Here is a 19517-nt window from a genome sequence, read left to right on the forward strand (position 1 = left end):
TTGTGCAGATGCGCCATTCTTTGCTAGCAGAAGCAACGTTTTGACCCGGCGCCCACGCCATCCCTCCCCGGTCGCGGGAGGCAAGGAAATTCGACATGCCAAACCTTCTTCTCGAACTCCGCTCCGAAGAGATTCCGGCCCGCATGCAGCGCAAGGCTGCCGGCGACCTGAAGAAGCTCGTCACCGATGCGCTTGTCGAAGCGGGCCTGTCCTATGAGGGCGCGCGCGAATACTGGACGCCGCGGCGACTGGCGCTCGACATTCACGGCCTGACGGCGCGCTCGGCCGATGTGCGCGAGGAGCGCAAGGGACCGCGCACCGACGCCAACGAGAAGGCGATCGAAGGTTTTCTGCGCGGCGCCGGCCTTTCCTCGGTCTCCGAGGCGCAGGTGGTGAGCGATCCGAAGAAGGGCGATTTCTACGTCGCGGTCATCTCCAGGCCCGGCCGCGCGACCGAAGAGATCGTCACCGATATTATGCCCGGCATCATCCGCGATTTTCCCTGGCCGAAATCGATGCGCTGGGGCAAGGCTTCCTCCAAGCCCGGCGCGCTGCGCTGGGTGCGGCCGCTGCAATCGATCGTCTGCACCTTCGGCCCGGAGCATGAAGAAACCACCGTCATCCCCTTCGAGATCGACGGCATCACCGCTTCCAACATCACCTATGGCCATCGTTTCCATGCGCCCGAGGCGATCACCGTCCGGCGCTTCGACGATTATGCGGCGCACCTGGAAAAGGCCAAGGTCATCCTCGATGCCGAACGCCGCAAGGACATCATCCTGCACGACGCCCGCGACATCGCCTTTGCCAACGGGCTGGAGCTGGTGGAAGACGAAGGCCTGCTGGAGGAAGTCTCCGGCCTCGTCGAATGGCCGCAGGTGCTGATGGGCAGCTTCGAGGAGGATTATCTCTCGATCCCCTCGGAAATCATCCGGCTGACGATCAAGACCAACCAGAAGTGTTTTGTCACCCGCAAACAGGGTGAAGAGACGCTTTCTAACAAGTTCATCCTCGTCTCCAATATCCAGGCAAGCGACGGCGGCAAGGAAATCGTCCACGGCAACGGCAAGGTCGTGCGGGCCCGGCTTTCGGATGCGCTGCATTTCTGGAAACGCGATCAGGGCAACCTGCCGGATCTCGAGACGCTCACAGCTTCGGCGGCAACGTTCGGCCTCGACATCAAGAAGCCGCTCGACCAGCGCATGGCCAAGCTCGATGCGCTTGACGTGACCTTCCATGCCAAGCTCGGCACACAGGGCGCGCGTGTCGCCCGCATCCGCGCGCTCGCCAAGCAATTGGCCGACATCACCGGCGCCGACCCGGCTCTCGTCGATCGCGCCGCCGTGCTGGCCAAGGCCGATCTGCGCACCGAAGCCGTCGGCGAATTCCCGGAACTGCAGGGCTTGATGGGCCGCAAATATGCGGCGCTGCAGGGCGAGGATGCCTCCGTTGCCGCAGCGATCGAGGACCATTACAAGCCGCAGGGTCCGTCGGACCGCTTGCCGGAGGACAGAGTGGCGATCACGGTCGCGCTTGCCGACAAGCTCGATACGCTGATCGGCTTCTGGGCGATCGATGAAAAGCCGACCGGTTCGAAGGACCCGTTCGCGCTGCGGCGGGCGGCCCTCGGCGTCGTCAGGATCCTCTTGGAGCGAAGGATCCGCCTGCCGCTGCTGGCGACGACGAAGGATATCGATCTCCTCTCCTTCTTCCACGACCGTCTCAAGGTCTATCTGCGCGATCAGGGCGCCCGTCACGATCTCATCGATGCCGTGCTGACTTCAGATGCCGACGACCTGTTGATGGTTGCGCGCCGCGTCGAAGCGCTGACGGCCTTCATCACCTCGGAAGACGGCAAGAACCTGCTTGCCGGCACCAAGCGCGCGACGCAGTTGCTCGCCGCCGAGGAAAAGAAGGGCACTGTGATTGCCGATGGCGTGTCGCTGGCGCTTCTGACGCTCGATGCCGAGAAAGAGCTGTTCGCCGCAATATCAGGCGCCTCGAAGGATGCCTCGGACGCGGTCGCCCGGGAAGACTTCCGCTCGGCGATGGAAGCGCTTTCCAAGCTGCGTGGCCCGGTCGACCGCTTCTTCGAAGACGTGCTCGTCAACGACGAGGACGCCGCCATCCGCGCCAACCGTCTCGCCCTGCTGCGGTTGATCCGCGAGGCGACCGGAACGGTTGCGGATTTCTCGAAGATTTCGGGGTGATGTTCTGCTTCGGCCGGATGGCGTTGCCGCCATTACGGCGCTATTCAAGCAGACATGCAAAGCAAGATTCTCGTCAGCGCCTGTCTCATGGGGCACGCCGTCCGCTATGACGGGCGGGCGAAGCCGTTGCTTCATCCGGTGATCGAGACATGGCGGGCCGAGGGCCGGCTGGTGACGATCTGTCCGGAGATCTCGGCGGGCATGACGGTGCCGCGGTCGCCGGCGGAGATCGCAGAGGCCGCAACCGGCGAAGAGGTGCTGGCCGGCAAGGCGCGGGTTGTCGAACTGACGGGCGCCGATGTGACGGAAGAGTTCCTGCTGGCGGCAGAAAATGCCGTGGCGCTCGCCAGGCAGGCCGGCTGCCGTTATGCGCTGCTCATCGACGGCAGTCCGTCCTGCGGATCCGGTTTCATCTATGACGGCACCTTTTCCGGCCGCAAGCAGGCCGGCAACGGCGTGACGGCGGCAGCGCTGAAAGCTGAAGGGATCGAGGTGTTTTCCGATCGGGAGATCGAACGGCTGATCGAACGTATCGCGCAATGAGCTTCAAACGGCACGGCCGCCGGAGAACCGACGGCCGCTAAGAATTTGGTGATGAAAAGGCTTGTTGCCTCCGCGCCGTTTAAGCGGCGCGGCGACCTTGATGCATGGCCGGGGCAGCGCTTTCGACACTGACGCGGAAGCCGCGGATGAGGTCGATCAGCTCGTCGGTGTCGCTGGCGAGCGTCTCGGCCGATGCCGTGGTCTCTTCGGCCATGGCGGCATTCTGCTGGGTGGCGGCATCGAGTTGGTTCATCGACGACGAGATCGAACGCAGCGTCGTGTCCTGTTCGGAAGCGCTGTGGGCGATCTTGGCGACGATCTCGTTGGCGGCCTTGATCTGGTCGGAGATGCGCTTCAGCGCCTCGCCGGCCTCGCCGACCAGACGGACGCCATGGTCGACCTGGCTGGAGGAGCGGGCGATCTGGTCCTTGATCTCTTTGGCCGCCGCGGCGGAACGCTGGGCAAGTTCGCGCACTTCCTGGGCGACGACCGCAAAACCCTTGCCGGATTCACCGGCACGAGCGGCCTCGACGCCGGCATTCAGCGCCAAGAGGTTGGTCTGGAAGGCGATCTCGTCGATGACGCCGATGATCTTGGTAATCTCCGACGACGACTTCTCGATGCCGCTCATCGCCTCGATCGCCTGGGTGACGATCGCATCGCTATGGTTGGCTTCGGTGCTGACCGAGTGGACCCGCTTGCTCGCCTCATGGGCGCCATCAGCCGTCTGACGGACGGCAACGGTGAGTTCGTCGAGGGCCGCGGAGGTTTCTTCCAGGCTGGCCGCCTGGCGCTCGGTGCGCTGCGACAGCTCGTTGGAGGCGCGGCGGATCTCTTCCTTGCTGGTGCCGATATCGGTGCCCTTGGCGCTGACCTTGGCCATGGCAGCTTCGAGATGCGACAGCGCATCATTGAAGTTGTCGCGCAGGGCGGCGTATTTCTGGCCGAGATCGGCGCAGCGCACGGTGAGGTCGCCACGGGCGATCAGCTCCAGCGCCTGGCCGATGGTCGCCACCACCCGCGCCTGGAGCATCGTCTCGTCCTGCTGCTGGCGCAGATTGTTTTCGCGCTCGCTTTCCAGCGCCAACTGCTGGGCCGCCTCGCGGTCCGACATCGCATGGCGCTCCCTGATCTTTTCCTGCAGCGACTGCGTCGCCTTGGCCATCATGCCGACTTCATTGTTCATGCCGATATGCGGGATGGCGATGGAAACGTCCTCCTCGGCGACGGCCTTCAGGGCGGCATGGACGTTGTTGAGAGGCCCCGATATGCCGCGGATGACGACGTAGGCGGCCGCCATGGCAAGGAAGAACAGAACGATGCTGCCGGAGAGCGCAGTCAGGATCGTGCTGTTTATCTGCGCATCGAGATCGTCCATGTAGACGCCGGTGACGACGACGATCTTCCAGGGTTCGAAGGCCTGTCCATAGGCGGTCTTGCGATAATCGCCGACGGGTTGGCCCGGTTTGACCGTGGAATAATATTCGACGAGACCGCCGCCCTGCTGCCCGAGCTTGACCAGCTCATCGCGATAGAGCTTGCCCTTGCTGTCCGGCTGGCCCTTGTTGATCTGCCCGACTTTCGACGCATCGTAGTGGAACACCATCTGGACGTCGTAGCTATAACCGAAGAAATAGCCGTCCGGATCGTATTTCATCCCGTTGACGGTGGCATAGGCCTGCTTCTGGGCATCCTCAAGCGTCATTTCGCCCGCGGTTACCTTGGCCTGGTAAAGCTTGAGAACGGAGACCGCCGACTGAACCTCGGCGCGGAGCATGTCATAGCGCTCCTTGTAGATCGCATCGACCGAGGAGCGGATCTGCAGGGAGGTGGCGATCGCAAAGGCGATCATCAGGCCGACGACCAGCAATATGAGTTGCTTCGATATCTTCAAATTTTTCATGTTGCCTCGCAACGGGAATGGGTGGCTGCATTCCGGTGCGGTTTTCTACCGCCTGTGCGAGCGCGCCAAACAAGGCGGCGCGTCTACCGCTGCTAAAACAAACATGCTGCGACCGGGTAAGTAACAATTGATGCTTACCCTATAAAAAAGCTTTAACTTTATTGAACGCGATGTGACCTTCCCTCAAAATTAGGGGGTGGAGTTACAAGGCAAACCGCCGGATTTTCATCCGCCGGCCTAAAATCATTTCCTTTTCGAATTCTCGGCTTGCCCGGCGCATCAAAACAGGAATGCACCCTCGCTGCTCATCGAGGGTGCATTCGGTCCACCGGTGGTGGAACCCCAAACGATCGAAACCTTGATCAGGCGGGGCAGGGAAGTTTTTGCCTTTACGCAATTCCGGACGGAAAACCGCTTCGCACTTTTCCTGGAAGTTGCTCTAAAAGCGCAGTTCGAATTCGGAAACGTTCAGCGCTGCCGGTTGTTCCGCCATGCCGGCGGCAACAGGCTTGGCGTCGCCGCCGATGACGGCTGCGGTCGTTGCGCTCATGTCGATGCCGTCGGCCGGCTGGGCGGACGGTGCTGCGGCAAGCATCGCTTCCGGGGTCGCCTTACTGACGAAGACGACGGGCGAGCCGCCCATCCAGCCTTCGGTGCGATAGATCTTTTTTTCGCCGCCGACGTCGCGGATTTCACTCGCCTGGAGGACGCCGGGCTTCAGCTCCGGCACCGTGTAGTCCTTCTTGCTCACTTCGGCCTGGAGCGGCGGACAATTGGCACAGCTTTCGGTGACGATGCTGCCGTCAGCGCGCGGCGCGGTCTTGCCGACCACCTCTATCGAGGACGCCATCGCAGAACCTGCCATCAGCAGGATTGCCGCACCGAGGAAAATCTGACGCATCAACGCACCTCCGTCTCACTATGGGAGCGGTATAGCGCAGCTTTGTTTCCATCCCGTCAGGGGAAAGGGTAAAAATTTAAAGAATGCGGTCGTTTACACCGTATCTCAGGCTTTTTCGCGCTCGATCGCCCGCCAGCCGATGTCGCGCCGGCAGAAGCCGTTTTCCCAAGTCACCCTGTCGAGCAGCGCATAGGCGCGGTCCTTGGCCTCGGCAACCGTGCCGCCGGTGGCGGTCACGTTCAGCACGCGGCCGCCGGTCGCAACCAGCGCGCCGTCCTTCAGAGCCGTGCCGGCATGAAACACCTTCTCGCCCTTACCTGCATCCGGCAGGGAGAGGATCGGCGTGTTCTTCTCGTAAGCGGCCGGATAACCCTTGGAGGCCATGACCACCGTCAGCGCCGGATCGTCGCTCCATTCGGCCTTGACCTGGTCGAGCGTGCCGTTGGCGGTGGCAAGCAGCAGCGGCAGCAGATCGCTCTTCAGCCGCATCATCATCACCTGGCATTCGGGATCGCCGAAGCGGACATTGTATTCGATCAGCTCCGGTCCCTTCCGGGTGATCATTAGCCCGGCGAAAAACACGCCCGAGAAGGGATGACCGCTCTCGGCCATGCCGCGCATCGTCGGCTCGATGATCTCCTTCATGGTGCGCTCGACCATCTCGGCGGTCATCACAGGCGCCGGCGAATAGGCGCCCATGCCGCCGGTATTGACGCCGGTATCGCCCTCGCCCACCCGTTTGTGATCCTGGGCGGTTGCAAGTGGCAGCGCATGTTTGCCATCGCAGAGGCAGAAGAAGCTCGCCTCCTCGCCGTCGAGATAGGCTTCGACGACCACTTCGGCGCCGGCAGCGCCGAAGGCGCCTTCGAAACAGTCGTCGACCGCGGCCAGGGCCTCATCCAGCGTCATCGCGACCGTCACGCCCTTGCCGGCGGCAAGGCCATCGGCCTTGACGACGATCGGCGCCCCCTGGGCGCGGATATAGGCTTTGGCCTTCGGCGCATTGTTGAAACGCTGATAGGCGCCTGTGGGAATGTCGTAGCGGGCGCAGATATCCTTGGTGAAGCCTTTGGAGCCCTCGAGCTGGGCCGCAGCGGCGGACGGACCGAAAACCACAAGGCCATCGGCACGCAAGCGGTCGGCGATGCCGGCAACCAGCGGCGCCTCCGGGCCGACGACGACGAAATCGATCGCCTTGTCCTTGCAGAAGGCCGCGACCGCTTCATGATCCGCGATGTCGATGGGCACGAGGACGGCGTGTTCGCCGATGCCGGGATTGCCGGGTGCGGCGTAGAATTCGGTCATCAACGGCGATTGCGCCAGCTTCCAGGCGAGCGCATGCTCGCGTCCGCCCGATCCGATCAACAGAACCTTCATGCGCGACCCTTTCCTTTTGCCCCTGGCGGTTAAGGGCCAAGGGCCCAAAGGTCAAGCGGGAAAGCTACCAGCCCCCGCCTCCACCGCCTCCTCCGCCGCCGCCCGACGAACCGCCGCCGGAAAAACCGGAGGATGAGCTGGATGGCGGCGGTGCCGGAATCGTCGAAGCGATGGTCGAGGCCATCGACGAGGAAAAGCCGCCGATACGATCGGAAAAGCTGCCGCTGTTGAAATTGCCGGAATACCAGGCGGGCGCATAGGCCGCAGCCGCACCGGCAGCGGCCGCCGCAAGCCAGGTCTCGAAGGTGCGCGACCAGGGCTTTTCGACGCCGAGCGCCACCGCATAGGGCAGCAGCGTCTCGAAATGCTGCGGCGACATTTCCGGCGCGCCTGCCGTGTTCATCCGGTCTTTCTCGGCCAGCGTCAGATATTGGCGCAAGCCGTCTATGCCATCCATCATCTTGGCGCCGAGCGGGGTCGGCGCGCCCATGATGAAGAAATAGAGGATGTTGAGCAGTACTATGCCGCCGACGGCAAACAGCATCGGCGTTTCATGCAGTTCCACCAGCGACGAGGCAAGCGCCAGGACCACGGTCGCCAGGATGCTGATGCCGACGAAAACGCCGATCGCCGTGGCAATGATGGCGATGATCTTGCCGAACAGCGACCTGCCGCGATGCAGCGACCGCATGAAGCCGGCGACGAACACCGCGACAAAGACCGAGATGGCGATCGGGATCAGCATCAGCGCGATGGTATCGGGCTGCAGCGACCCAAAGACGAACAGCGCCACCAGGGCGGCGGCGCTGAGCGCAATGCCGCCCGTGGTATAACCGAGGTTGGAATTGTAATATTTGCCGCGGTGCTCTTTCTCGATCGCCGAGCGGAAAGCCTGGCCGACGGACTTCACCCGCTCGCCATTGGCCTTGTCGATCGTCAGCGTCTTGCCGGCGCCGCCAGCGGCCTTCAGCAGTTCGATCTCGCCGGCCTGGAATTTCTCTTTGCCGAGCGCCTTGCCGGTGCCGCGGATGACAATCGAATTCTTCAGATCTTCGAGCTTGACGTAACCGCGAACCGCAAGATTGAGGGCGGTGGCGGAAAGGGCGGTCCAGCCCTCGCCGGAAAAGCCCTTATTGTCGATGTAGTTGACCAGTGCCGGCGAGATACCATCAGGCGCGTCCCAGCGGGGCACGACGACGCCGCGGGCAGGATCGCGACCGACCTTCAGCCATGATCTGAGATAATAGGCGAAAACCAGGATCAGGCCGCCGAAGCCGATGAAATAATCACGGTTGTCCTTCAGCCACCATGTGCTTTCCATATCCGTGCTCGGCGGATCGATCGAGCCCTTCGGCATGCGGATGGCGAAGGTCAGACCTTCGCTGGGACCGAGAGGCGCGGTGGTGGAAAAAACGATGCCGGCGCCGGTTTCGTTGGCGCGGGCGTTCTTTCCAGTTGCGCCCTGCCGGCCGGTGAAGAAGGTCGTCTCGGTGGCAGTGACACCCGGCGGCAGCGTCACCGTCGCCGTCGCCGAGCGGATCGGGAAGATCCAGCCATTGCCGGTGACGTTCCAATAGAGTTCGTCATGATCGTCGAAATAACGGATCTGCCGGTTGGTCCTGTAGGTAAAGGCATATCGATGACGGCCCGGTGTCACCGTCACATCGGCAGAACCGGCATAGATGCGGATGCCGCCCGATATCGATTCAGTGTGCCAGGGCTCATCCGCGCCATCGCGCTGGACCGACACCATATCGAAATCGACGCTGCGGCGACGGCCCGAGGCATCGGTGAAATAGAGCGGAAAATCGCGGAAGATGCCGTGATTGATCCGGTCGCCCTCGGCATTGACGGTGACCGTTTCCGTCACCGTCATCGCGCCGCTCTTTTCCAGCACGATGTCGGAGGCAAAATTGTCGATCACCTCGGCGGCAAAGGCCGCCGGGGCGGCGAGCATCAACAGCAGTGCAAAGCAAAATCCGAAAAACCGACGCCCCATCCCTGTCTCTCCGTCGGCAGCCTCGGCTGCGTTTTCGTCAATCCTTGTCCCGATATGTCACGCCGAGTGCCGCCAGTGTCCGCCAATAGGCAGGGAAAGTCTTGCCGACGCAATCGGGATCGAGAATGGTGATGCCGTCGATCTTCAGCCCGGCGAGCGCGAAACTCATGGCGATACGGTGATCGGCAAAGGTATCGATCTCGGCCGGCAGCGTTTGACCGGCGAGAGCAGGATCGGAATGAACGATCAGATCGTCGCCCTCCTCGACAGCCAGACCTTCGCGGATATTGTTGAGCCCCGTGGACAGGGCCCGAATGCGGTCGCATTCCTTGACGCGCAGATTGGCGATGCCGACGAAGCGAACCGGCGTCTCGTTGAAGGCGGCAAGCACGGCAAGCGTCGGAACGGCATCCTGCATCTGCGAGCCGTCGATCTCTGCCGGCAGGTGCGGGAATGTGGCGATGATGTCATAGGCGCGGGCATCGGGCTGCGAGAAGGTATCGGAGGGAACACCGAGATCGATCGCGCCGCCGGTGAGAACCTCGGCGGCCCAGAGGTAGGTTGCAGCCGAAGCATCGGGCTCGACGATGAAGTCGGCGGCGCGGTAGCCGGTCGGCTCGACGCGCCAGGTCACCGGGCTGGTCTTGTCGACCTTGGCGCCGAAGGCCTTCATCGCCGCGGTGGTCAGATCGATATAACCGAGCGCGCCGATATCCTCGCCGACGAGTTCGATGTCGACGGGCCGGTCACCACCGGCCGCCATCATCAGCAGCGCCGAGACATACTGGCTGGACAGGCCGCCATCGATGCGGATGCGGTCGGCCTGGAAGCGGCCGGTGCCCTTGACGGTGACCGGCGGGCAGCCGGTTTCGGCGCTCACGTCGATGCCGAGCGTGCGCATCGCCTCGACCAGCGGGCCGATCGGGCGTTTGCGCATATGTTCGTCGCCGTCGACGATGACGGTGCCGTCGACCAGGGCGGCGGCCGCCGTCAGGAAGCGTGTCGCGGTGCCGGCATTGCCGAGGAAGAGCGGCGCCTTCGGCGGCTGCAGCCTGCCGCTGCCGGTGACGACGAAGGTGGTGTCATCGGGCTCGTCGATCGAAACCCCCATGGCCCGCAGCGCTTCGGCCATATACCGCGTATCGTCGCTCTTCAGCGCGCCCGTCAGCCGGCTGGTGCCCTTGGCAAGGCCAGCGAGCAGAAGCGCGCGGTTGGTGATCGACTTGGAGCCCGGTGGCATGGCGCGGCCCGAAAGCGGCTCGCCCGGCGGGATGATCGTGAGTTTGGCTGTGCGTGTCATGCTGTTTCTTCCGTCCATGGGGCAACCTTGAAGCGCGTCACGATCTTTCAGATTCGCTTGGCCCACGCTTCAGGTCTTTGGTTTTGCGCGACATGCTCTAGCCGGCCGCAAATCTGCCCTTGCTCTTAATCGCTTTCTTGCAAAGGCAAAATGCCGGATCGTCAGAATTTCACGCTGGGGACGGCGCGATCGGCCTCATTGGTGATTTCGAAATAGTCCCGCTTGGCAAAACCGAACTGGCCGGCGACGAGATTGGACGGGAAGCTTTCGACCTTGACGTTCAGGTCGCGGGCGGCACCATTGTAATAACGGCGCGCCATCTGCAGCTCGCCTTCCATGGTTTCCAGCGAGGCCTGCAGCTCGGCAAAATTCTGGTTGGCCTTGAGATCGGGATAGGCTTCGGCGAGCGCGATGAGCCGACCGAGCGCCTGGCCGAGCAGCCCTTCCGCCTGGGCCCTGCCCGCGACATCGCCCGATGGCACGGCCTGCGCCTTGTTGCGGAGCTCAACCACCTCTTCGAGTGTCGACTTTTCATGGGCGGCATAACCCTTGACCGTCTCGATCAGGTTCGGGATCAGGTCGGCGCGACGCTTGAGCTGGACGTCGATGCCCGACCATGCCTCTTCCGCCATCTGCCGCGCGCGAACAAGGCCGTTGTAGATGAAGACGAGATAGAGCGCGACCAGAACGATGACGCCAAGCGCAATATACATCGCGAATCCCCCCGCAGCGAAGTAATGTCGGGGCGGAGACTACGCGGGTTTGCCGGCTGCCGTCAAACGCCGATATCGGCGAGGATCCGGGCCGTCGTCTGCTCCGGTGAAAAGCCTGTCGTGTCGATTTCGACGGTGCGTTCAGCCAGCCCACGCAGCAGTTTATGGTTTGCCCTCAGCCGTTGTAACGTCGCCGTATCCGTCAGCTTGAGCGCCTCAGCCCGGCCGGGAGCAACAAGACGCCTGGCATTTTCCTCCGGGGCGCAATCGAACAGGATCGCCACGAGATCGGCGCCTCTCGCGGCGGCCAGATCGCTGTACCAGGAGAAGGTCGCAGCGTCATCTGCGTCGTCCGACAGGGCATCGGTAAAGACGAAGCTTTCGGCAGGGTCCGCCCGCGCGGCATGGTCGAAAACCGCGTGACGAATCTGCCCTCTCAGCGAGGCGTGCAGCGGATCGCTGCGGGAGAACAGAGCCTCGGCAGGATTGAGCAGTGTATGGTTGTCGATGAGCCGCGCGCCGAGCCTTTTTGCCAGCAAGCGACCGACAGTCAGCTTTCCAGTGCCCGGCCAGCCGTTGATATGGATGATACGGCCGACAGGGTTTTGCGTCACGCCGCCTCTTTGGCCAGATTGACGCCGCCGGCGTCGGTCAGCAGGAAGGCTTCGCCGCAGGCCTTGGCAAGGGTGCGTACGCGCAGGATGTAGCTCTGACGCTCGGTGACCGAGATGACGCCGCGGGCATCGAGCAGGTTGAAGACGTGGCTGGCCTTGATGCACTGGTCATAGGCCGGGAAGACGCATTTGTGCAGGCGCTGGTTGGCGTTATCCCCCGGCGCGCCGGCATCAAGCAGTGCGCGGCATTCCTTCTCGGCGTCGACGAAGTGGCGATGCAGCATCTCGGTATTGGCGAATTCGAAATTATGGCGCGAATATTCCTGCTCGGCCTGCAGGAAGACATCGCCATAGCTGATCTTCTCGTCGCCTTCGCGGCCGTTGAAGTTCAGGTCGTAGACATTGTCGACGCCCTGGACATACATGGCGAGACGTTCGAGACCATAGGTCAGTTCGCCTGCGACCGGCGAGCATTCGATGCCGCAGACTTGCTGGAAATAGGTAAACTGCGAGACTTCCATGCCGTCGCACCAGCATTCCCAGCCGAGGCCCCAGGCGCCGAGCGTCGGGCTTTCCCAGTCGTCCTCGACGAAACGGATGTCGTGCAGCAGCGGATCGAGGCCGATCGCCGCCAGCGAGCCGAGATAGAGCTCCTGCAGATTGGGCGGGTTCGGCTTCAGGATGACCTGGTACTGATAATAATGCTGCAGCCGGTTCGGGTTCTCGCCATAGCGCCCGTCGGACGGGCGCCGCGACGGCTGCACGTAAGCCGCCTTCCACGGCTTGGGGCCGAGGGCGCGCAACGTTGTGGCAGGGTGGAAGGTGCCGGCGCCGACTTCCATGTCGTAGGGCTGCAGCACCGCGCAACCCTTGTCCGCCCAGTAGCTATGCAGGGTCAGGATCAGCGCCTGGAAGGAGCGCTTCGGGTTCATATGGTCTGGGATAGCTGACATCGAACGGCACCGATTGCTTGGGAATTATCGGCGCGACAGGTGCCATGGAGGGCGACGGGGGTCAAGACTTTTACAGCGGTGGAGAGACGGCTGCGGCGATATGGAAGAGGAATTCGGTTACCGCTCACCATAACCCTCTCCCCGCTCGCGGATCGAGGGGACGTGCCAAACGCTGCGGCGAGATTGAGGCTGCCGGTGCGGCATATTTCCCTTCTCCTCGCGAGCGGGGCGAAGGTGCCGACAGGCGGATGAGGGGCAAGCGCCGGGTGAGAGGCCGGTACAGTCGGGCCCCTTATTCTCCCTCGCGCTTCAGCCGGTATTCGCCCGTCGCCGGGTCCTTGACCAGCGTGCCGATCGCGCCGGTCTGACGCTCCTTTTCAGCTTGGCGCGATTTTTCGGCGAGCTTGCGGGCATCGGAGACGAAGCGGCGGTAGAGCCACCAGGCTGAGAAAACCAGGATGAGGATGGTAATTAACTGCGGCATGCCCCTCTCTTGCTCCCTTCAAAGCCCGAAACGGCTCCACAATGCTCTCTCTTCCGCCGCTTCGACAAGCCCTGTTGCGAGACCGGATGCAGCCCCTTCGAGCGAGACGGGCGATACGCCGGGAATCCGGCGGCCGAACAGGCCGCGGCCGGCGGTGACGAGCTCCAGCTTGGTCTTCTGGCCGTAGCGCCGCCTCAATTCCTGGCGCATGTCGCCGAGGCCATCGATGAGGCCGAGTTCAAGGCCGCGCGTACCGCTCCAGAACAGGCCCGAGAAGACCGCCGCATCGTCCTGCAGCTTGCCGGCGCGACGCTCGCGCACCATCGAGATGAAGACCTGGTGGATTTCGAGCTGCAAGCTCTTCAGATACTCGATATCCTTTTCCTTTTCCGGCTGGAACGGATCGAGGATCACCTTGTTTTCGCCCGCCGTATAGACGCGGCGCTCGACGCCGATCTTCTTCAACAGTTCGGGAAAGCCGAACCCGCCGGAGACGACGCCGATCGAGCCGACGATGGAGGTGGCATCGGCAATGATCTCGTCGCCGGCGAGCGCGATCATGTAACCGCCGGAGGCGGCGACATCCTCGACGAAGACCAGAACCTTCTTCTGCTTCTCGCGGGCGAGCTCGCGAATGCGGGTGAAGATCAGCCGCGACTGCACGGGCGAGCCGCCCGGCGAATTGATGGAGATGGCAACCGCCGGCGCGTCCTTCATGGCGAAGGCCTTTTCCAGGACCGGGGAGACATTGGCGAGATTGAGGGTTGGCCGGAACTGGCCGCCGCCGCTGATGATCGCCCCCTGCAACCGGACGACCGGGATGGTGATGCCGTCCTTGCGGAACCGTTTCGGCAGCAGCTTTCTCAAGAATCCGGCCATTTCCCATCCTTTGCTTCGGGTCGCACGCTCGCAATTTGCGATCGGCATCCATGTATGCGCTGGAACGCCAAACGCAATGGCCGCGTTCCTGAAAACATCGGCCCGAAGCATCGGGATTGATTTTCTTGTTGCGAATGAATTGCATTATCATTCTAATCCGTCATAGTGCACCGACGCTAAAACAGGTGGAAATCGCATGGACGTCCTCAATCCGAATGCAAAGAGCGGCTGGCGGCACGAACGCGGCGAGGCGTCGCTGTCCGATGTCTACCGCACCGTCGGAACCGGGCGTCACAGCTCGATGTGGCGTAGGGCGGCGGCTTTCGCCGGGCCGGGCTATATGGTCGCCGTCGGCTACATGGACCCCGGCAACTGGGCGACCTCGCTCGCCGGCGGCTCGAAATTCGGCTATGCGCTGCTCACCGTCGCACTGCTTTCCAACCTGATGGCGATCGTGCTGCAATCGCTCTGCGCCCGCCTGGCGATCGCCTCCGGCCGCGATCTTGCGCAGGCTTGCCGCGACGCTTTTCCGAAATATGTCTCGGTGCCGCTCTGGGCGTTTGCCGAAATCGCCATCATCGCCACCGATATCGCCGAGGTGATCGGCACGGCGATCGGCCTCAACCTCTTGATGGGCATCCCGCTCGAACTCGGCGTGCTGATCACCGCGCTCGACGTCTTCGTGATCCTCTTCCTGCAGAAGCTCGGCTTCCGCTGGGTGGAAGCCTTCATCATCGCGCTGCTCGGCGTCATCGCGATCTGCTTCGGCGTGCAGATATTGCTTGCCGACCCGCAATGGGGCGCCGTCCTCACCGGCTTCTTCCCGACCACCGAGATCGTCACCAATCCCGAGATGCTCTACCTGGCGCTCGGCATTCTCGGCGCCACCGTCATGCCGCACAATCTCTACCTCCACTCCGGCATCGTGCAGACGCGGGCCTATGGCCATACTATCCCTGAGAAGAAGGAGGCGCTGACCTTTGCGACGATCGACTCGACGGTCGCATTGTGCTTCGCGTTGCTGATCAACGCCTCGATCCTGATCCTGGCGGCTGCCGCCTTCAACGCGCATGGGAAGACCGACGTCGTCGAACTCGGCGAGGCGCATTCGCTGTTGTCGCCGCTGCTCGGCCTCGCCATCGCGCCGACGCTGTTCGGCATCGCGCTTCTCTGCTGCGGCCTCAATTCGACGGTGACGGCAACGCTTGCCGGTCAGATCGTCATGGAAGGCTTCCTGAAGATCCGGCTGAAGCCATGGATGCGCCGGCTGATCACCCGCGCCATCGCCATCGTGCCGGCGGCAATCGTCACCATCTGGTATGGCGATCAAGGCACGGCCGAGCTTTTGATCCTGACGCAGGTGGTGCTCAGCCTGCAGCTTTCCTTCGCCGTCTTCCCGCTTGTCATGTTCACCGCCAGCAAGGCCAAGATGGGCGAGCTGGTGGCGCCGCGCTGGCTGAGCGGCATCGCCTATGTGATCGCGGTCGTCATCGCCGGATTGAACGTCAAGCTGCTCTTCGACTTCGTCACCGGCTAGATTCTGGTGTAAGCCGCCCGGCCATTGTTGAAATCATCGACGAGAGGGGAGAACTTGTGGCTCCCCTCTTCGTGCATGATCAGAGGCGCGCGCAGCGACAGCCGCGCCCGCGATCCCTTGATTGCGGTCACCAGGATACGGACGGCATTTTCACCCGGACGCGGGTGGATGGCTGTCATTTCGAGGCCGCCGAAGCGACGGCCGCAGGCGAGGATGATTTCGGCGATCGACTGAGGCCTGGCGATCAGCGACAATTGGCCGCCGGGGATCATGATGGCGCCGGCCGTGCGGATCCAGCTTTCGAACAGGCCGTCGGTCATCGCATGGGCTTCGGCCTTCAGCGCATCCGGCGTGCGCCGGTCGCCGGCATCATTGAAGGGCGGGTTCATGATGACATGGTGGAAGCTCTCATCGGTAAGGCCGGCATCGTTGCGCGCCTTGGCGGTCAGGGTCACATCGGCCTCGACGACGCTGACGCGGTCCGCGACATGGGCATTGCCGGGCAAGAGGATGCTGCGGCGGGCATAATCGGCCATCTCGGCCGAGCGCTCGAAGAGCACCACCTCTGCATCGGCAAGCCGCGAGGCGACGGCAAGGCCGGCGGCACCGGCGCCGGCGCCGAGATCGGCAACCCTGACCGGGCGATCGTCGGCGACGAGAGCCGCAAGCAGCATCGCATCCATGCCGGCGCGATGGCCCCTGCCCTTTGGCTGCACCACATGGAAGGCGCCGCGGTGGAAGGCATCGATGGTGTCAGTGGTTTCGCCTGCCATCGGAGCTCACTTCCGCTCGCGCAGCTCGCCGCCGAGACCGGCATCGATGAGGATGCGGCGCGCCTGATCGGCCATCTCCTCGTCCACCAGCAGGCGGCGCGACAGCATGCCGAGCGAGCCCTCCAGCACGCTCGTGCCCTGATCGGCGATGAAGCAGTGAATTCCGGCATCCTTCATCAAACTCTCGGCATAGGAGAGAAGAACGGGGTCGTTGGCGCGGATAAGCTCATGCATTTGCCGTCGTTTTCCTTCCAATTTCGCTCAGCGCGACAATTCACCCCTTGCCGCGTCCATCGCCCCTTTCTATTGTCAGGTGCAATGAATGAATAGGAGTCCGGGTCGTTGGGCGTGGTCATACCGCTTGAAGAAAGCAAAAACAAACTGGCATCCATAAAGCCGCTGGTCGATCTCACCAGGGCGGATATGGAGCGAGTAAACCAGCTCATTCTGTCCAAGGCCGGCTCCGACGTGCAGATGATCCCCGAAGTGGCGAACCATCTGATCTCATCCGGCGGCAAGCGGCTGCGGCCGATGCTGACGCTGGCTTCCGCCTCGCTGTTCGACTACAGGGGCGAAAACCACGTCAAGCTCGCCACATCGGTCGAGTTCATGCACACGGCGACGCTGCTGCATGACGACGTCGTCGACGAGAGCGATCTGCGCCGCGGCAAATCGACGGCACGGATGATCTGGGGCAACCAGGCAAGCGTGCTGGTCGGCGACTTCCTGCTCGGCCAAGCCTTCCGCATGATGGTCGATGTCGGCTCGCTCGATGCGCTCGACGTCCTGTCCTCGGCCGCCTGCGTGATCGCCGAAGGTGAAGTGCTGCAGCTTTCCGTCGCCAAGAACATGGAGACGACGGAAGACGATTATCTCTCCGTCATCCGCGCCAAGACGGCCGCTCTCTTTGCCGCCGCCGCCGAAGTCGGGCCGATCGTCGCCGAGGCCGGCCGGTCCGGCCGCAACGCCCTGAAATCCTATGGCATGAATCTCGGGCTCGCCTTCCAGCTCGTCGACGACGCGCTCGACTATGGCGGCAAGGCTGCCGATCTCGGCAAGAATGTCGGCGACGATTTCCGCGAGGGCAAGATCACTCTGCCGGTCATTCTCGCCTATCGCCGCGGCACCGAGGACGAGCGCGCGTTCTGGCGCGATGCGATCGAAGCCGGCAACAGCACCGACGCCAACCTCGAAAAAGCGCTGGGGCTGATCACCAAATATGGCACGCTGAGCGACACGATCGGCCGCGCGATCCATTACGGCACGATCGCACGGGATGCGCTTGCGCCGCTTCCCGATACCGTCTGGAAATCCTCCCTGATGGAAGTGATCGACTTCTGCATCGAGCGCGTCAATTGATCAATCGTCCTTGATCGCAGGCTGATTTTCTTGCAGCGCCGCTTCAAAAAAGCCATCCTGTTATGAATCAGTGATCGCAACTTGTTTTGCGGCCGGCCCCATTGCCGGGACGCTGTCGAAGAAAGGTTTCCTAATGCGGCAGAGATTTGCCATCCGTCTTCTTACGAGCGCAGCGCTGGCCGCTGTCCTTTCGCTGGGCGGCGTCGGCGGCGTCAACGCCGAGGATGCGGCCAAGACGGGCGATGCCGCAAAGACCGACAGTTTCTTCGATGCCGATAGCGTCACCAGTTTCTCCGGCGCCTTCCTCGCCGCCCGCACGGCCGATGTCGATCATGACTACGAAACCGCGATCGAACTCTACAAGAAGGCGCTGCAGATCGAACCCGGCAATCCCGAGATTCGCCAGCGGCTGATGATCTCGCTGCTGCTCAATGGCGACATCAAGGAGGGCGTCAAATATGCCAACGACCTGAAGGGCGATCCTTCCGTCGAGCGCATCACCACGATCGTGCGCGGCATGGATGCCGTGCGCCGCGACGACTACAAGACCGCCGAGGCCATCCTGAAATATAAGGGGCCGAACGATCTCGACCGGATGATGAACGACCTGCTGCTTGCCTGGGCCCGCGTCGGCGCCGGCCGCGGCAAGGAAGCGCTCACCATGGTCGAGAAGATGAAGGGACCGGACTGGTTCCGCATCTTCCAGAATTACAATGCCGGGGCGATCGCCATCGCCACCGGCGATGTGAAGTCCGCCCGCAAGCATCTGAACGATGCCGTGCTCGACAAGGAAGGCGGTGCGACGGCGCCCGACACCTTCATGCGCGCGGTGATGGCGCTTGCCCGCCTCGAAGCAACGCAGGGCAATAAGCAGAAGGCGCTCGACGCCGTTTCCGTCGGTGACAACCTGCTGCCGAATTATGCGCCGCTGAACGCGCTGCGCGACAGCATCGAAAAGGACGAGAAGCAGGAACAGCAGGTCAAGACAGCCGAAGAAGGGGCTGCCGGCGTGCTGTTTTCGGTCGGCGGCGCACTGAACCGCGACGGCGCCGAGGACATCGTCTCGCTTTACCTGCAGACGGCCAATGCGCTCGATCCGAACAGCGCCGATACGCTGGTGCTGCTTGGCGGCATCGCCGAGAAGCAGAACCAGATGGACCGCGCCATCGCGCTCTACAAGAAAGTGCCGGAGAATTCGCCGATGCGGCGCATCTCCGAGCTGCAGCTCGGCCTTGCCCTTGCCCAGGGCGGCAAGGTGGAGGAGGCGCGCAAGCACCTGCAGGCGCTGATCACCTCCGACCCGAAGGACATCCGCAGCTACCTCGCCTATGGCAGCGTGCTCTCCGATGCCAAGGACTACGAGGCGATGGCCGCCAATTACGACAAGGCCGTCGAAGCGATCGGCCCCATTCCCGGCCGCGCCAACTGGAGCGTCTTCTTCCAGCGCGGCATTGCCTATGAACGGCTGAAGAAGTGGGACCAGGCGGAGCCGAATTTCCGCAAGGCGTTGGAGCTCAACCCCGACCAGCCGCAGGTGCTGAACTATCTCGGCTATTCCTGGATCGACATGAACCGGAACCTCGACGAAGGTCTCGGGATGATCAAGAAGGCCGTCGATCTTCGCCCTGACGACGGTTACATCATCGATTCGCTCGGCTGGGCCTATTTCCGCCTCAACCGCTTCGACGATGCCGTCGACGAGCTGGAGCGGGCTGCCCAGATCAAGGCCGGCGACGCGACGATCAACGACCATCTCGGCGATGCCTATTGGCGCGTCGGGCGCAAGCTCGAAGCCGTCTACCAGTGGAACCGGGCGCTCAGCTCCGAGCCTGAGGCTGCCGAGATCCCGAAGATCAAGGACAAGGTCGCCAACGGCCTGCCTCCCGTCAGCGACGATGCCAAGGCGGCCGACAAGAAGCAGCCGGATCCGGCCCCCGTCACGCCGCCGCCGGTCGACAAGAAATCCTGACGG

Annotated in this window: 17 protein-coding genes; 5 read left to right on the forward strand and 12 right to left on the reverse strand. The window is 62.9% G+C overall.

Translation table 11 applies throughout. The features are described from left to right. The first annotated feature begins 95 nt into the window (after window positions 1–95). Together glyS and ACMUVN_RS24555 are read left to right on the forward strand one after the other, a co-directional pair. The gene (glyS, locus tag ACMUVN_RS24550; protein ID WP_414815550.1) at window positions 96–2210 is read left to right on the forward strand and encodes a glycine--tRNA ligase subunit beta; all 2115 of its coding nucleotides are present in this window, start codon (window positions 96–98) and stop codon (window positions 2208–2210) included. Between the two features lie 54 nt (window positions 2211–2264). Beyond that, entirely contained in the window at window positions 2265–2753 is a 489-nt protein-coding gene (locus ACMUVN_RS24555; RefSeq protein WP_183904241.1) for a DUF523 domain-containing protein, read from the forward strand. Between the two features lie 79 nt (window positions 2754–2832). On the opposite strand, the gene ACMUVN_RS24560 is transcribed toward ACMUVN_RS24555, so the two are convergent. The 10 genes from ACMUVN_RS24560 to ACMUVN_RS24605 all read right to left on the reverse strand — a co-directional run bounded on the left by ACMUVN_RS24560 (window position 2833) and on the right by ACMUVN_RS24605 (window position 13876). Further along, complete coding sequence (locus ACMUVN_RS24560; RefSeq protein ID WP_414815551.1) at window positions 2833–4656, reverse strand: methyl-accepting chemotaxis protein; 1824 nt, start codon at window positions 4654–4656, stop codon at window positions 2833–2835. A 439-nt stretch (window positions 4657–5095) separates the two neighbouring features. Then, window positions 5096–5557: a plant virulence effector HPE1-like domain-containing protein gene (locus tag ACMUVN_RS24565; protein WP_047613858.1), complete on the reverse strand. Its 462-nt coding sequence runs from the start codon at window positions 5555–5557 to the stop codon at window positions 5096–5098. A gap of 105 nt (window positions 5558–5662) precedes the next feature. Continuing rightward, window positions 5663–6934 (reverse strand): phosphoribosylamine--glycine ligase, encoded by a 1272-nt coding sequence (purD, locus tag ACMUVN_RS24570; protein ID WP_047613856.1) that lies wholly within the window; start codon window positions 6932–6934, stop codon window positions 5663–5665. Window positions 6935–6998: 64 nt separating this feature from the next. Continuing rightward, on the reverse strand, window positions 6999–8933 hold the full coding sequence (locus ACMUVN_RS24575) for a DUF2207 domain-containing protein (protein ID WP_414815552.1): 1935 nt from the start codon (window positions 8931–8933) through the stop codon (window positions 6999–7001). Between the two features lie 37 nt (window positions 8934–8970). Continuing rightward, on the reverse strand, window positions 8971–10233 hold the full coding sequence (locus ACMUVN_RS24580; protein ID WP_063476433.1) for a 3-phosphoshikimate 1-carboxyvinyltransferase: 1263 nt from the start codon (window positions 10231–10233) through the stop codon (window positions 8971–8973). A gap of 161 nt (window positions 10234–10394) precedes the next feature. Beyond that, on the reverse strand, window positions 10395–10946 hold the full coding sequence (locus ACMUVN_RS24585; RefSeq protein WP_047613851.1) for a LemA family protein: 552 nt from the start codon (window positions 10944–10946) through the stop codon (window positions 10395–10397). A 62-nt stretch (window positions 10947–11008) separates the two neighbouring features. Next, on the reverse strand, window positions 11009–11560 hold the full coding sequence (locus tag ACMUVN_RS24590; RefSeq protein ID WP_047613850.1) for an AAA family ATPase: 552 nt from the start codon (window positions 11558–11560) through the stop codon (window positions 11009–11011). Then, complete coding sequence (locus tag ACMUVN_RS24595) at window positions 11557–12513, reverse strand: glycine--tRNA ligase subunit alpha (RefSeq protein WP_028756701.1); 957 nt, start codon at window positions 12511–12513, stop codon at window positions 11557–11559. Before ACMUVN_RS24595 ends, ACMUVN_RS24590 begins: the two co-directional genes overlap by 4 nt. 292 nt (window positions 12514–12805) lie before the next feature. After that, the gene (locus ACMUVN_RS24600) at window positions 12806–12997 is read right to left on the reverse strand and encodes a membrane protein (RefSeq protein WP_047613848.1); all 192 of its coding nucleotides are present in this window, start codon (window positions 12995–12997) and stop codon (window positions 12806–12808) included. An 18-nt stretch (window positions 12998–13015) separates the two neighbouring features. Then, window positions 13016–13876 carry a S49 family peptidase gene (locus ACMUVN_RS24605; RefSeq protein ID WP_047614425.1) on the reverse strand — a complete coding sequence of 287 codons (861 nt, stop codon included), beginning with the start codon at window positions 13874–13876 and terminating at the stop codon, window positions 13016–13018. Between the two features lie 196 nt (window positions 13877–14072). Between ACMUVN_RS24605 and ACMUVN_RS24610 the strand changes: the two genes are divergently transcribed. Further along, window positions 14073–15413: an Nramp family divalent metal transporter gene (locus ACMUVN_RS24610; RefSeq protein WP_063476432.1), complete on the forward strand. Its 1341-nt coding sequence runs from the start codon at window positions 14073–14075 to the stop codon at window positions 15411–15413. On the opposite strand, the gene ACMUVN_RS24615 is transcribed toward ACMUVN_RS24610, so the two are convergent. Together ACMUVN_RS24615 and ACMUVN_RS24620 are read right to left on the reverse strand one after the other, a co-directional pair. Next, window positions 15410–16186 carry a tRNA1(Val) (adenine(37)-N6)-methyltransferase gene (locus ACMUVN_RS24615; RefSeq protein ID WP_028756704.1) on the reverse strand — a complete coding sequence of 259 codons (777 nt, stop codon included), beginning with the start codon at window positions 16184–16186 and terminating at the stop codon, window positions 15410–15412. The two genes, ACMUVN_RS24610 and ACMUVN_RS24615, sit on opposite strands and share 4 nt — an antisense overlap. 6 nt (window positions 16187–16192) lie before the next feature. After that, a complete protein-coding gene (locus ACMUVN_RS24620; RefSeq protein ID WP_414815553.1) occupies window positions 16193–16420 on the reverse strand; it encodes a DUF2007 domain-containing protein in 228 nt (75 codons plus the stop codon). A 108-nt stretch (window positions 16421–16528) separates the two neighbouring features. Here ACMUVN_RS24620 and ACMUVN_RS24625 point away from each other — a divergent pair, with 108 nt between their 5' ends. Together ACMUVN_RS24625 and ACMUVN_RS24630 are read left to right on the forward strand one after the other, a co-directional pair. Next, window positions 16529–17545, forward strand: coding sequence for a polyprenyl synthetase family protein (locus tag ACMUVN_RS24625; protein WP_028756705.1), 1017 nt, complete (start codon window positions 16529–16531; stop codon window positions 17543–17545). A 133-nt stretch (window positions 17546–17678) separates the two neighbouring features. Then, the gene (locus ACMUVN_RS24630) at window positions 17679–19514 is read left to right on the forward strand and encodes a tetratricopeptide repeat protein (RefSeq protein ID WP_063476431.1); all 1836 of its coding nucleotides are present in this window, start codon (window positions 17679–17681) and stop codon (window positions 19512–19514) included. Window positions 19515–19517: the final 3 nt, after the last annotated feature.

It is taken from the genome of Rhizobium sp. IY2 (assembly GCF_047532935.1).
Classification (GTDB): domain Bacteria; phylum Pseudomonadota; class Alphaproteobacteria; order Rhizobiales; family Rhizobiaceae; genus Rhizobium; species Rhizobium anhuiense.